This is a genomic window from Streptomyces sp. NBC_00670 (assembly GCF_036226765.1).
Taxonomy (GTDB): Bacteria; Actinomycetota; Actinomycetes; order Streptomycetales; family Streptomycetaceae; genus Streptomyces.
In genome coordinates this window covers 2739374-2751866 of record NZ_CP109017.1, presented here as the reverse complement: position 1 = coordinate 2751866, position 12493 = coordinate 2739374, and the positions used below count along the sequence as shown (strand labels likewise).

Genomic DNA, 12493 nt, shown 5'->3' with positions numbered 1-12493 from the left:
GAGTCCGCTGGGACCGCTGGGACAGCTGGGATAACGGCACCGTGAATCCCCCCCCATACGCAAAAGGTCATACCAATCACTGTCACCGTAGCCGCGGTGCGGCGAGGGTCAAGCAGGAACGGGACAACCGCTGCGGATATGTGAAACGTCTGACGGCGTCGTCACACGAGGGCGCTCTCGACCAGGGCGACGGCCGCGCGGGGGTCGTCGACCTGGAGCACGAGGCGCGCGTACCGCTCGTCGGCGAGTTCGATCACGACGGCCTTCGCCGGGTCCCTGACGTCCCAGAAGACCTTCTCGCCGTCCTGGTGGAACGTGCCGGCGGTGATCACCCCGGGCAGGTGGGAGCCCGGGGCGCGGAGTCCCTTGGGCTCGGTGGCGATACCGGGATCGGCGGTCGCCCCGCGGACGTTGGCCAGCGGGATGGTCAGACTGCTCTTGAAGGACCAGAGCTTGTCGAGACCCTCGATCATGACGATCAGGTCGTCGCCGTCGATGCGTATCAGTGCCATGTCGTTGTCCCTCTCAGGGGAGTGGGTCGAGGTGCCGGGTCAGTGCGGTGACGGCGCTGTCGGGGTTGCCGCGCAGGAGGATGCCCAGCGCGGCGGCGGTGAGGGCGGCGGCCAGGTCGGCGGGGATGCCGAGGGCGTCGGCGATCGCCCGGTCGACGGCGGCCAGCGCGGCCGTCACCTCGGCGGCGACCTCCTCGTCGACCGGTGCGCGTTCGACCGCCGCGAGCAGCAGCAGCCGGAGGTCGGCCGACGTGACGAGCCGCAGCGCGCCCGCGGCGTCCGACGCACCGGCAAGAGCGTCGACCAACGGCCTTACGTCATCGGCGAGATGACGCCGCAACGCGATCAGATACAGACCGCGCTTGCTGCCGAACGTCTTGTACAGGCTGTTGCGGTGCACGCCGAGGTGGGTGACGAGATCGTCGACGGACACACCGTCATACGCACGCCCACCGAAAAGCCCCACGGCGGCACGCACGGCCTCATCCTCGTCAAACGCTCTCGGCCTGCCCATGCCACCACGGTAGCCAGTTAAGGAACGATCAGTCAAGAACAATCGTTCCTCAATCCCGGGCCCTCCACCGGGAACGGCCCCGCACCGACCGGAACCCACCCCCGGCGAACCCCGTTGTAGCCCCCGAACCCCCGCCCCTAAAGTCCCCCTCATGTCCCTACGCCTCCGTATGCGCCAGGCCCTCCCCGAAGCGATGCGCGCCCGCGACAAGGCCGCGGTGAGCGCCCTCCGGTCGACACTCGCCGCACTGGACAACGCGGAAGCGGTCCTCGTGGACGCAACCGCCACCCACGGCCCGGCCATCGAACAGTCCCCGACCGGCGCCGGCGCCACCGAGGCACCACGCCGCGAACTGACCGAGGACGAGACGGCGCGCATCGTCCGGTCCGAAGCCACCGAACGCCTCGAAGCCGCCGCCCAACTCACGTCCCCCACCCACACCGACCGAGCGACCCGCCTCCGCACGGAGGCGGAGGTGCTGCTCCGCCTCCTGCAAGAGCAGAACGCCACCAAGCCCCACTGACCGACACCCTCGCACCCGGCGACGATGAAGGGCCACGCACCCACAGCCCCGCCACCCCACACCCCCGCACCCGGCAACGGCGAGCACCACCCGCGAGGCATCCCCGCCGCCTCCCTTCGGGCCGCCCGGCCATACGGCTCTCCGCGGTGGAGGGGCGAGAGTCAAGAGTGCAGCGCAGCGAAATCGGCGCAGCCGACGCCCGAAGGGCGCTCTTGACGCTCGTCCCGCAACCGCCATCATCCAAGCCCCGGGCGGCCCCGGTGCCCTGTAACCCGGCGCTCAGTGCACGCACGGCACGGAGCCGCAACCCACGAAAGCCCGCCACGACGCCGGGTGCGCCGAACGACCACCCGCCACGTGTGCCTCGCTCAGCCCCGGACCGGCATCAGCCACGCCATCTCGTAGACGACGAGCACCCCGCACGACCGGGGAGCTGATCACGGCGGCCCGCCAGATGCCCCAGGGGCAGAGGTACGGCGGGCCCCTTTGCTTATCAAGACGGAGGACGGCGGCCGGCCCTCTGACGTGCGAGAACGCGGCGCCGTCGATACGCATCCGCATAATCTCATTCATAACTGAATGAATGCGCTACTCTATCCAGCACTGGATCGAAAACGTCAGCGCTGGCACATCTCAGTCAGCGCTGCATGCTCCTCATTCACCCTTGGGGGTACCCTGTGCGGGCGGCGCGGCGAATGACCCGGATCGAGACCGTGAACAAGAAGACGGGTGAGGTGAACGACTTCACCGTTCACTCGTCGGTCTCAGCCGCGCACACCCTCTGGTTCAGGGGAGGAGGCTTCACCACGATGGGATACGCCGCACACAACGCCCTCGCCGACGCCGATCTCAGCGCCAGCGCGTACCGGCTGTTCCACAAGATGTGCGCCCTGCAGAACCGCAAGGACCACGGCCTCGTCCTCGTCGAGAGCCAGACGAAGTTCGCGGAGCAGGTGGGCATGTCGCAGGCGTCGGTCTCGCGCAGCCTGAAGCAGCTCGCCTCGCAGGGCTTCATCTACCCCGAGGGCCGGAACTGGCGCATCCGCCCCGACTTCGTCTTCAACGGCAACGGGGCGGCGCAGGGTCAGGCCGTCCAGAACATCCCCGCCGGCACGCCGGACCCGTACGCCGGTCCGCGCACGGACCTGACGGTCATCGACGGCGGGAACGACGAGAAGGCCGACGAGGCTGACGGGTCCGACGACGGGGCCTGAGACCCGGGAGGACCCCGCCGAATCCCGGGCTCAGACGCTGCGCCGTCGTCCGCGCGAAGGGCTTCGGCGCTTACAGATCGCTGACACTTGCCAGCTTGCTTCCGGAGATTGATGCCAAGAAGTTGGCCCAAGCCTTCTGCTGGACCCCGATGACAAGCTCGTCTCCAACTTTCGAGTCGCGTATACGCATGCCGTCGTTGGCGGGCGCACACTCCACGCACTCCGTGGTGTTGCCGCCGCTGTACGACGACTTGAACCATGTGAGTTCGTGAGGGGCGGGAGAAGGGCCGGGCATCTACAACTCCTTGCGCGCGCGGTGGATCAGGGCGGAGGAGGCCTCCATGTCCAACGCTTGTGCGCGGAGGTACTCGAACGCAAGTCTGTATCGCTCCAGTTCCTCGTCCGTCTCCATGAAGAGCGAGCCGGTGTGGAAGTCGACGTAGACGACATCGAGGGTTGGCTCGGTGCCGCCGAGGGTTACGAAGCTGCCGAGGGCGGCGGAGTGGGCTCCCTTGGCGAACGGCAGTACCTGGAGCGTGATGTGAGGGGACTCGTTCGCTTCGAGGAGCCGGTCGAGCTGTTCCCTCATCGTCTCCGGTGATCCGACGACCCGGCGGATCACGGACTCATCGAGGATCGCCCACAGGCGAGGCGGCTTTGGCCGGGTAAGGATTTCCTGCCGTTTCATGCGGATGTCCACCAGCCGTTCGATCTCGGCCGGCTCCAGCGGGACCTCGTTCGCCTTCTGAAGGGCGGTACTGTACGCGCGGGTCTGGAGCAGGCCGGGAACGTAGACACAGGAGAAGTGATCCTCGCGGACTGCCTCGTCCTCCAGTGTGAGCAGCGCGTTCATGCTCTCCGGGATCGAGTCGGCGAACGAACTCCACCACCCCTGCTGCTTGGCGTCCTTGGCCATGCGCACAACCGCCTCACGTTCGGCGTCCGTCGCCCCGTACTCACGGCACAGCGCATCGACGACGATCCACTTCACCGGCCCCGCCTGCGTCTCGTACCGGCTGACCGTCGCCTTCGACACCCCGACCAGCGCGCCGGCTTCTTCGAGCGTCATGCCCTTGCGGGCACGCAACTTGCGCAGCACCGCTCCGAGTTGACGACGACGTGTGGTGGTCCTTACGGACATGAGGCTCCTCCAGCGCATAACCCGGGCAGCCGCTCGGGGCCTGAACAGGCTAGGCAGCGCGGCAGCCCGCTCACTACGGGATTCACTCGATAGAGGCTCGTGAGAAGTTACACAGCGAGACTTCTCTGTGTCATTCTCCTTGGCAGGCAGCTACGCAACGCAGCCGTATGGATACGGCGGGCGCAGCGGGTGCGTGGCGCGGGAGGGAGAGTCGTTCATGCCCGGTATCGACACCAGGGACCGTCAGCACCGCTGTGTTCTGCCCTTCGAGGCCCTGCCGGAACAGGTGAGCCTGCTGCGGCACGCCGCCTCCGCACAGCTCGGGCAGTGGGGTGTGCCGTCGGGAGGTGACGAGACACAGCTCGTCGTCACGGAATTGGCAACGAACGTCATCAAGCACGTCGGAGAGGGAACGCCGGCCACCCTGATCCTGGAGTGGAAGCGCGAGAGGCTGCGCGTCGAGATGCACGACAAGAGCCAGTCGTTGCCCGCTCTGCGTACCGCGGACTGCAACGCGGAGTGCGGTCGAGGTCTGCACATGCTCGCCGCGATGGCGGTGGACTGGGGGACCGTTGTCACGGCTCTCGGCAAGGCGGTGTGGTGCGAAATCGAGCTGGGCTCCGAGACCGCGTGCCTGCGCGTGAAGCGCGCCGTCGAGGCGCTGGAGTCCTATCAGGAACGCATCGGGGCCACGCTGCTCGGGCGACGGGGCGAAGTGGTCCTGGAGGAGTCAGCCGTGGAGCTGATCGCCGACCTGTTGCACTGGACATCCGCACGCGGCCTGGACCCGGATGACGTGCTGGACCGGGCCCAGATGCATTACGAGGCCGAGACGGAGGCAGCCTGATCGGGGATGACGGCATCACCGCCTCCCGCTGGCCGGCCGTGTGCCCGCCAGACAGCGAGTGTCCCGTCGGCTCAGTGGAACTCGTGCACCAACTGGATCTCACCCACGATGTGAGCGTTGAACTCCGCAAGCTCCTCAGCAGGTACCCACAGCTCAAGGATGGTCTTCCCGCCTGCCTGCTGGACTGGGTACCTGCGCAGGAAGTCGGACTCGACGTCGAACCGGGTGACGAAGCCGGCACCGTCGTGCTTGACGTTCCAGTCTCGCGCGATCTTCACGGCGTAGTCCTCGTTGAGAACTGGGTAGAAAATCGGCTGCTCGGGGAGCCGGGGCGGCCAAGCGCGCCAGTTCAGCTCGCGCACCAGCTGCAGCTCCTTGGGGCCCGTGGGACGCCACAGTGTCGTTGTCGCTTGCTGACTGGTCACGGGATCGCTCTCTAGACGCGACGGCCGCCGGTGCGGCCATCCGATTGACCGACCGTACCGGCGGCCTGCGCACGGTGACCATCGTGATTCGTCCTTGGCCTCGCTGCCGGCGTTCAGTCCAGTGCCGCGTGCAGTACCGCGCCGGCGTCGTCAGGCGCCCCCTGCTCGTGCAGGGAGAGCGCCACGTTCAGTACGTCTTCGCGGCCCTGGTCGCGACCATAGACGTGGATCAAGTTCTCGGCGAGGTCGTTGTGCTGCTGCTGGCGAAGCAGCAGCAGCAGTCCCGCTGTCTCCAGGGGATTGAGGACCTCATCGGCGGAGCGGCGTAGCAGCCTGAGCGCGGCTTCCGCCCGGCCGCCCGCGTCGAGCTCTGCGGCCCGGACGGCAAGGTTGCGTACGGCGGCAATGTCCCGCCGCATCCGCTGCCGGTCCCCCCTGCGGCGGGGGACCGGCAGCGGACCCGGCGCCGTCTGCGCCGCCAGACGCGCTCGCAAGCCGGCTTCGCTGGCCTTGAGTTCCTCAACCGCCGTCTTCAGCCCCGCTACCTCCTTGCGGAGAGCCGTGCGCTCGGCGTCCACTGCCTTGAGCTGTTCGGCCATGGCATCGACCTCGGCGGCCAGTTCTTCATCTCCGAGACGGTGCCGTTCCGCTTCCGCTTCCTTGTGCAGCAGTGTCAGCGCATCGAGGGTCGTCTCCACGCGGTGCTCCCCGCCAGCATCGCGACTGGCTTCCAGGTAGAGCTTCTCGATTATCTGCAGGTGTGGCATGGATTGTCCGCTCAGATACCTGGACAAAGAACTCTCGCAGCAGTGGATGCGTTCGGCGGCTTTCGCTTGAGTGAGCCGCCGACCGGTGCGCTTTCCTGTGCCGGACTGACGTGCAACCAGGTGTCGACAGAGCAGTTGCAAGGCCTCGGCGAGGTTCCGCATGTGCGGGCGCACGTCGCTGCGGAACGTCTTGTCTGCCCAGGTAACCCGGCCTGCCGTGGATCCGCTGCGCGCCATGCTGCTCCCCGTTTCGGCTGCCGATGCACCGTCAGCCTGCTTGTGTGATGCCGCCATTGTGCCCGTGGTTGCGGGCGCTGTTCTTGCTAATTCCAGAGCAAGCGTTCTAGGGCTGGACGCGCATTCGGGTCGTAGTGGAAGACTGGAGATCGTTGGAACCGCCAGCCAGTGGGGGGCGTATTCCACTTGCATGCCGTTTGTTCTTGATGTGCGCATTCAAGGCGGTATGCGATGCGAGCGATCTGGAGGGCGCTAATGACGCTGCCGTCGTGGCAGAAGAAGACGGATGGGAACCGGAAGGTGGGAAGCATGGTGCGTGCAGCACTGTGGCTCCTCACCGAGGTGAAGGAAGACGGCATCTTCACGAAGGCCGATCTGCGCACCGCCTTCCCGGACGTTGCACAGATCGACCGGCGGATCAGGGATCTGCGCGACCGCGGCTGGCGTATCGACACGAGCCGTGACGACCCGTCGCTCAAGCAGGATGAGCAGCGGTTCGTCTCCCGTGGTGCGGAAGTCTGGATCCCCGGCCAGGCGAAGGGGCCTAAGCACAAGAACGGCCTTACGGCGGCGCAGCGGCAGAAGACGTTCGAGGGCGACAGCTACCTCTGCCGGTCCTGCGGCATCGCGGCCGGTGAGGCGTACGGGGACGACGACCTCACGCAGGCCGTACTCAACATCGCCCGCCGCAAGGTGCTGTTGGCCGACGGGTCGGAGGAGTATCAGCTCGTCACCGAGTGCAAGCGCTGTGGTTCGGGCAGCACCGACCGTGAGGTGGACCTGGGGGCGCTGCTTGAGCTCGTAGAGGACCTGTCCTCGATGGAGCGGCGGATCCTGGCCGGCTGGATCGCGGCTGACCAGCGGACGCCGGAGCCGATCGACAAGCTGTGGGGCCTTTACCGGACCCTGCCTGAAGAAGCCCGCAAGGCCGTCGCCGGTGCGCTCGACGATGCCGATGCACCCAGTGACGCGGACAGCTGAGCAGAAACAGCGAAGACGAACGACCAACACGAACGCAGAGGGACGGGGAAGTAATGCTGCGGGAGTTCCCGCCGCCGCCGCGCGCGGCCGAGTTCAGCGAAACGATCAAGAAGAAGGTCGAGGAGGCCAAGGCCGCCGGCGGGACGAGGGAGACCGTCAGGGTCGACTGGAACGGGCAAAACGCCAACGTGGAAGTGATCGACCTTCCGCTTGATGGGCTGTACCTCAACCCGGGGACGCACCGGATCCGCGCTCAGCGCAGTCACAACGCGGACTCCGACGAGGCGCTCGACAAGGACCCCTGGAGCAGGGACAGCCAGGACTACCTCACGTTTCTCCTTCAGGCGTCGCCCACCGATCCCAACCTGCGTGACCCTGACTTCGACAAGCTCAAGGACAGCCTGGAGCAGTTCGGGCAGAACGATCCGGGCCTCGTCACGCACCAGGGCGTGCTGGTGAACGGCAACACGCGTGCCGTCGCGCTGCGGGAGCTCCGCGAGCAGACGATGCGCGTGGGTGTGCTCCCCGAGTCGTTCACCTGGGCGGAAATCAACGCGGTCGAGTTGTCGCTCCAGCTGCGTATGGATCACCGCCGCGACTACACCTACATCAACCGGCTGCTCGCCATGGAGGAGCAGGCGTCGCTGGGCAGGACGCCTGAGCAGATCGCCAAGGCATTCCGGATCCAGGTGAAGACGTATCACCAGGAGCGGTGGATCCTCAGCACGATCAAGGAGCTGATCGACCGCAGCAAGAGCGGCGGGGGCGTAGCGCTGAGGCTGGTCGACTGGGAGGGAGCGCAGGAGCGGCTGAAGGAGCTTCACCGGCTGTACGTGAAGCTGGAGAGCGTCGACCGGGACCAGGCGGACGTTCTCAAGGAATGGCGGCTGGCGGCGATCCTTCTCGATTTCTCCAAGACGGACGTCCGGCACATCGACGAGGACTTCCTGAAGGAGGACTACCTGGCTCACACGCTCCCTGCCCCGCTCAGGACTGAGGCGTCCGGCACGGGGGTCGAGGACGCCGTGTCCATTCCCGGGCTGGGACTGACGGTCCCGGGTGCCTCCTCGGCCGTCTCGGCGGCCCGGGCGCTCAACGATCAGCTTCTGAGGGCTGCCGCTGCCGTGCGCAGTAAGGGAGGGGGTCTGGCCGACAGTGACAAGGAGAAGGAGCAGACCGTCCTCGATGACGCCAAGAAGGCGTTCGACGAGGCGATCGAGTCCGCAGGGCGCAGCGCACGGCTGCGCAAGCGCAAGCAGCTCGCGCCGGCGCGCCTTGCGGAGGCGAGCGCGAGCATCGACCAGTGCGTGATGGACCTGGTGCAGGCCCGTACCTCCCGGAGCCTGGATGAAGAGGCCTTCGACGAAGCGGTGCTGAAGCTGCGGGCGAGCATGCGCAAGCTCGCGCAGCAGGCCGGCCGGGGGCTGCCCAGCCCCGGTGACGGGGTGACCTGGCTGCTCAGGGCAGTGTCCTCGGAGGACTCGCAGTGACGGACTCGACCGGAACCTCCCTGCGTCTCGGATTCGACGAGACGCGGACCCAGGTCATCCTGAGGACCACTGACGAATACAGTCAGGACCTCGTCCAGTTGGCCGCCCGGTTCCGCACGGGTGGCCAACTGGGCCCCCTCAGTGTCTCGGTCGCTCTCGATGAGCTGCTGGCCAACCTGGGGGCTCTCAGCGCATGGCCGCATCACTCCGGAGTCGAATGGGCACCGGAACTGCGCGACCTCGTGGCCGGCGTCGTCCAGGACGCCAACACCGTCAAGGCGCGGCTCGCCGGTGCCGACTCGCACGGGGAGGTGGCTCCGGAGCAGGTGCCGCATCTGCTGGGGGACACCTGGCAGGCAGAACTCAGCGAGTTCCAGCGACGTGACATCGCCAAGCTCCTTTCGCTCCAGCACGGAGCGAACTTCAGCGTGCCGGGCGCGGGGAAGACCCGAGTGGGTCTGGCGGTGTACGCGGCCCAGAAGGAACAGGGCAAGGTGAGCCGCCTCCTGGTGGTCTGCCCGAAGTCAGCCTACGAGTCCTGGCGTTACGAGACGGCGGTGTGCCTCCGATACCCGCTGCGCACGCACGTCCTCGATGGGTCGATGGACCAGTGGGCCGAGGTGCTGATCGTCAACTACGAGCGGCTGGACCGTTCGCTTCCCAGGCTTGCCAACTGGCTGAAGGCCGCACCTTCCATGATCCTCCTCGATGAGGCGCACAGGATGAAGCTCGGCGCCCGGGGCACGTACGGTGCCGCCTGCATGGCACTGGGGCCCCTCGCGACACGGCGGATGATTCTTACCGGAACGCCGGCCCCGAACGGTTCCAAGGACCTGGAGAACCTGCTGGGCTTCGTGTGGCCCGGTCACGGGCAGCGCACGGTGGTCCAGGCCGTGGCCGGAGGGGACCTGGCTTATGCCAGTTCCGTGCTGCGTCCATTGTTCACGAGGACCACCAAGCAGGAGCTGGGCCTGCCGCCCATGCAACTGCGGATGCGTTACGTCGACCTGCCGCCACTGCACAAGGAGATCTACGCCTCACTGGTCGGCGGTATGAACAACGGCACGGCGAGGGACGACCTCAGTGCGCTTGGAAAGACGGCGCTCCGGCTGTTGATGGCGGCCACGAGTCCGGCCCTGCTCCTTGAGGGTGGCAGCCGGTATGAGCCCCTGGCGTACCAGCTCCCGCCGCTCGATATCCCGCAGGGCAGCTCCCTGTACTCGCTGATGCAGGACCTGCCGGATTACGAGCTGTCGCCGAAGTACAAAGAGGCGGTGACGATCGTTGCCGAGAACGCTGCCCAGGGCCGCAAGACGCTGGTTTGGACGACGTTCGTCCGAAGCCTGACGACCTTGGAACGGATGCTGGAGAAGTACGGTCCTGCCGTCGTCTACGGGGGCACGGTGGACCGTGAGGAGCAGCTGCGCCGCTTCCGCGAGGATCCGAGCTGCATGGTGCTGATCTCCAACCCCGCCACGCTCGGCGAGGGGATCAGCCTCCATCACGTCTGTCACGATGCCGTCTACGTTGATCGCGACTTCATGGCAGGGCGCTTCCTGCAGAGTTTGGACCGGATTCATCGCCTTGGCCTGGCACCGGGCACGGACACGAGGGTGACGGTTCTCGCGGCGCGGGACACCGTGGACCAGGTGGTGGAGGTACGTCTCGACCAGAAGCTAGAGTTCATGGGCCGCATCCTGGACGACCCCACTGTGCAGCAGCTTGCCGATCTTGAAGAGGAACCGTCTGTCGCTGCGGGGCTGGCACCGAGCGACATCGAGGTCTTGCTCCGGCACATGGGCACTAGGTAGGTTCTGTGTTTTGGTCTCCCGGCTCAGCTTGATCTGGCTGGGCCGGGTTTCGGCTGGGCCCGCTCACCGTTGCCGCCGCGACGATGCGGAAATGGGAGACTCTTGGTGTCAAGAGACCGCTGACTACCTACGGTCGCTTGATGGAACCACACCGTGAGTGATACCAGGAGGAGCGCCATGCGCGCCAACGGCCGGAAGCGCCCGCAGTTCGCCTCGCCACTGACCTCGATCGAGATCTGCGCGGGGGCCGGCGGGCAAGCCGTTGGGCTCCACAACGCCGGCTTTGACCACCTCTCCCTCGTTGAGTGGGAGCCAAGCGCTGTTGAGACGTTGAGCGCGAATGTGGCTGGATGGCCCGGCTGGAATGCCAGGCGCGCCAACGATCTTCGCCCGATGGATGTCAAGGAATTCCTGAAATCGGACGAGTATCGGAATCTGAAGTTGAACCCGGGTGATCTCGATCTGCTCGCGGGGGGCGTTCCGTGCCCTCCGTTCTCCTTGGCGGGTAAGCAACTCGGAAAAGACGATGAGCGTGACCTCTTCCCTGCCGCCCTGGAAATCATCAGGGAACTCCGCCCCAAGGCGGTGATGATTGAGAACGTGCGAGGAATCCTGGAGCCTCCAGAGGTTTTCATCAAATACCGCGAGGAGATTCTGGAGGGCCTGAGGGAACTTGGTTACTCTGTTCCTCAGATGAGGCCGGGGTGGACGCCTGCGCGTCAGGATGTGGAGATGCGGAAGGTCTGGCGCCGGCTGGATGCCAAAGACTTCGGCGTTCCGCAACTGCGTCCCAGGGCGATTCTTGTAGCGATTCATGAAGACTACCTTTCCGGTGACGGTTCGGAATTCTCATGGCCTGTCCGCCTGGATGAAGAAGAGGCCACTGTGGCGCGGGTGCTTGAGAAGACCATGAAGGAGCGCTGCCGGGACTTCTGGGACAAGAACAAGTGGGGCGAGCCCGCCGGGCCGGGGGACCGGACCGGCAAGAACGTCTTCGATGACTGGCTGGAGGACGCGGAGAAGGCAGCAGCAGCTGGGCGGGGAGTCGCGCCGACCTTGGTAGGCGGCTCACGGAAGCATGGCGGAGCTGACCTCGGACCTACGCGGGCCAAGCGGGCGTGGGGGGCTTTGGGCGTCAACGCTATGGGGGTCGCCAACGACCGGGGAGAGTGCGATCCGGAACGGGATCTCTTCCGGGATGCCGGACCGATGCTGACCGTCGAGCAGGCCGCCATCATTCAGGGATTCCCGCGCGGCTGGAAATTCCAGGGCAAGAAGACCGCGCGCTACCGGCAGGTGGGAAACGCGTTCCCGCCGCCGGTAGCCGAGGCCGTTGGCCGGGCGATCGCGGCCATTCTGCGCCCTGAGCACCGTGAGGAACTTTTGAAGGACTACATCATGGATTCTGACCTGGGGGCCCCGCAGCTTGACTCAGTCGGACAGTTGGAAATTCCCGTTTCGCGGAGCGGCCAGGCTGGCACGCCGCGAAAGAACGGTGTCAGCGATCTTCTGAGCGCATGAGTCAGACGGCTCGTGCTCCCAGAAACGGAGCACGAGCCAACCGGCCTCGGCCAGTTTGCGGTCGGTGTCCCGGTCGCGCTCGACATTGCGCAGAACCTTGTCCGACCAGTAACCGGAGTTCGTCTTCGGGGGCACGTAATGCTCCGGGCATCCGTGCCAGTAGCAGCCGTCTATGAAGACGGCGACCTTTGTCGGACGGAAAACTAGGTCCGCCGTCCGACGCAGATCTCCGAGAGGGCGGGCAGCGACGCGGTAACGCAGACCCTTGGCGTGCACCAGGCGCCGGATCAGCCGCTCGGGCTTCGTGTCCCGGCTGCGGATCGCCTGCATGTTGCGGCGCCGGGCCGCGGATGAGGCCCAGGACCCCTCTGGCGCTTCCCACGCGAGATCTTCTGGCACACCGCAGAGGGTAGTCCTGCGGTTGGCTGGCAGGCACATGCTTGGGAAGCCGACTAGCTCACTCCTTGCCCGCCGAGGAGCGCTGCCTAGCACGCGCTGCGTGAGGTCATT

At 66.4% G+C, this 12493-nt stretch carries 14 protein-coding genes; 7 read left to right on the top strand and 7 right to left on the bottom strand.

Going from position 1 to position 12493, the window contains the following annotated elements:
- Positions 1-161 precede the first annotated feature (161 nt).
- Positions 162-512, bottom strand: coding sequence for a hypothetical protein (locus OIE12_RS12175; protein ID WP_329134635.1), 351 nt, complete (start codon positions 510-512; stop codon positions 162-164).
- A gap of 13 nt (positions 513-525) precedes the next feature.
- Entirely contained in the window at positions 526-1026 is a 501-nt protein-coding gene (locus OIE12_RS12170; RefSeq protein WP_329134633.1) for a TetR/AcrR family transcriptional regulator, read from the bottom strand.
- A gap of 193 nt (positions 1027-1219) precedes the next feature.
- Between OIE12_RS12170 and OIE12_RS12165 the strand changes: the two genes are divergently transcribed.
- The gene (locus tag OIE12_RS12165) at positions 1220-1549 is read left to right on the top strand and encodes a hypothetical protein (RefSeq protein ID WP_329141880.1); all 330 of its coding nucleotides are present in this window, start codon (positions 1220-1222) and stop codon (positions 1547-1549) included.
- 809 nt (positions 1550-2358) lie between these two features.
- Positions 2359-2763: a helix-turn-helix domain-containing protein gene (locus tag OIE12_RS12160; protein ID WP_329134631.1), complete on the top strand. Its 405-nt coding sequence runs from the start codon at positions 2359-2361 to the stop codon at positions 2761-2763.
- A gap of 70 nt (positions 2764-2833) precedes the next feature.
- On the opposite strand, the gene OIE12_RS12155 is transcribed toward OIE12_RS12160, so the two are convergent.
- Both OIE12_RS12155 and OIE12_RS12150 read right to left on the bottom strand, forming a co-directional pair.
- Entirely contained in the window at positions 2834-3058 is a 225-nt protein-coding gene (locus OIE12_RS12155; protein WP_329134630.1) for a DUF397 domain-containing protein, read from the bottom strand.
- Complete coding sequence (locus tag OIE12_RS12150; RefSeq protein WP_329134628.1) at positions 3059-3904, bottom strand: helix-turn-helix domain-containing protein; 846 nt, start codon at positions 3902-3904, stop codon at positions 3059-3061. It abuts the gene before it with no gap.
- 217 nt (positions 3905-4121) lie between these two features.
- Here OIE12_RS12150 and OIE12_RS12145 point away from each other — a divergent pair, with 217 nt between their 5' ends.
- A complete protein-coding gene (locus OIE12_RS12145; protein WP_329134626.1) occupies positions 4122-4751 on the top strand; it encodes an ATP-binding protein in 630 nt (209 codons plus the stop codon).
- A 71-nt stretch (positions 4752-4822) separates the two neighbouring features.
- Here OIE12_RS12145 and OIE12_RS12140 read toward each other — a convergent pair whose 3' ends face one another.
- Together OIE12_RS12140 and OIE12_RS12135 are read right to left on the bottom strand one after the other, a co-directional pair.
- Complete coding sequence (locus OIE12_RS12140; RefSeq protein ID WP_329134624.1) at positions 4823-5176, bottom strand: hypothetical protein; 354 nt, start codon at positions 5174-5176, stop codon at positions 4823-4825.
- Positions 5177-5289: 113 nt separating this feature from the next.
- Positions 5290-6180 carry a helix-turn-helix domain-containing protein gene (locus OIE12_RS12135; protein ID WP_329134622.1) on the bottom strand — a complete coding sequence of 297 codons (891 nt, stop codon included), beginning with the start codon at positions 6178-6180 and terminating at the stop codon, positions 5290-5292.
- A gap of 309 nt (positions 6181-6489) precedes the next feature.
- On the opposite strand from OIE12_RS12135, the gene OIE12_RS12130 reads away from it, so the two are divergent.
- The 4 genes from OIE12_RS12130 to OIE12_RS12115 all read left to right on the top strand — a co-directional run bounded on the left by OIE12_RS12130 (position 6490) and on the right by OIE12_RS12115 (position 11983).
- Positions 6490-7161 (top strand): hypothetical protein, encoded by a 672-nt coding sequence (locus OIE12_RS12130; RefSeq protein ID WP_329134620.1) that lies wholly within the window; start codon positions 6490-6492, stop codon positions 7159-7161.
- Positions 7162-7214: 53 nt separating this feature from the next.
- Positions 7215-8651 (top strand): hypothetical protein, encoded by a 1437-nt coding sequence (locus OIE12_RS12125; protein WP_329134618.1) that lies wholly within the window; start codon positions 7215-7217, stop codon positions 8649-8651.
- Positions 8648-10462 (top strand): DEAD/DEAH box helicase, encoded by a 1815-nt coding sequence (locus OIE12_RS12120; protein WP_329134616.1) that lies wholly within the window; start codon positions 8648-8650, stop codon positions 10460-10462. Before OIE12_RS12125 ends, OIE12_RS12120 begins: the two co-directional genes overlap by 4 nt.
- A gap of 177 nt (positions 10463-10639) precedes the next feature.
- Complete coding sequence (locus tag OIE12_RS12115; protein ID WP_329134614.1) at positions 10640-11983, top strand: DNA cytosine methyltransferase; 1344 nt, start codon at positions 10640-10642, stop codon at positions 11981-11983.
- Here the strand turns inward: OIE12_RS12115 and OIE12_RS12110 are convergent.
- On the bottom strand, positions 11894-12421 hold the full coding sequence (locus OIE12_RS12110) for a very short patch repair endonuclease (RefSeq protein ID WP_329134612.1): 528 nt from the start codon (positions 12419-12421) through the stop codon (positions 11894-11896). The genes OIE12_RS12115 and OIE12_RS12110 overlap by 90 nt on opposite strands.
- Positions 12422-12493: the final 72 nt, after the last annotated feature.

Coding starts and splice junctions, on each gene's coding strand:
- OIE12_RS12160 (WP_329134631.1), top strand. CDS start 2,359: ATGGGATACGCCGCACACAACGCCCTCGCCGACGCCGATCTCAGCGCC.
- OIE12_RS12165 (WP_329141880.1), top strand. CDS start 1,220: ATGCGCGCCCGCGACAAGGCCGCGGTGAGCGCCCTCCGGTCGACACTC.
- OIE12_RS12125 (WP_329134618.1), top strand. CDS start 7,215: ATGCTGCGGGAGTTCCCGCCGCCGCCGCGCGCGGCCGAGTTCAGCGAA.
- OIE12_RS12110 (WP_329134612.1), bottom strand. CDS start 12,421: ATGTGCCTGCCAGCCAACCGCAGGACTACCCTCTGCGGTGTGCCAGAA.
- OIE12_RS12155 (WP_329134630.1), bottom strand. CDS start 3,058: ATGCCCGGCCCTTCTCCCGCCCCTCACGAACTCACATGGTTCAAGTCG.
- OIE12_RS12145 (WP_329134626.1), top strand. CDS start 4,122: ATGCCCGGTATCGACACCAGGGACCGTCAGCACCGCTGTGTTCTGCCC.
- OIE12_RS12115 (WP_329134614.1), top strand. CDS start 10,640: ATGCGCGCCAACGGCCGGAAGCGCCCGCAGTTCGCCTCGCCACTGACC.
- OIE12_RS12170 (WP_329134633.1), bottom strand. CDS start 1,026: ATGGGCAGGCCGAGAGCGTTTGACGAGGATGAGGCCGTGCGTGCCGCC.
- OIE12_RS12135 (WP_329134622.1), bottom strand. CDS start 6,180: ATGGCGCGCAGCGGATCCACGGCAGGCCGGGTTACCTGGGCAGACAAG.
- OIE12_RS12130 (WP_329134620.1), top strand. CDS start 6,490: ATGGTGCGTGCAGCACTGTGGCTCCTCACCGAGGTGAAGGAAGACGGC.
- OIE12_RS12175 (WP_329134635.1), bottom strand. CDS start 512: ATGGCACTGATACGCATCGACGGCGACGACCTGATCGTCATGATCGAG.
- OIE12_RS12150 (WP_329134628.1), bottom strand. CDS start 3,904: ATGTCCGTAAGGACCACCACACGTCGTCGTCAACTCGGAGCGGTGCTG.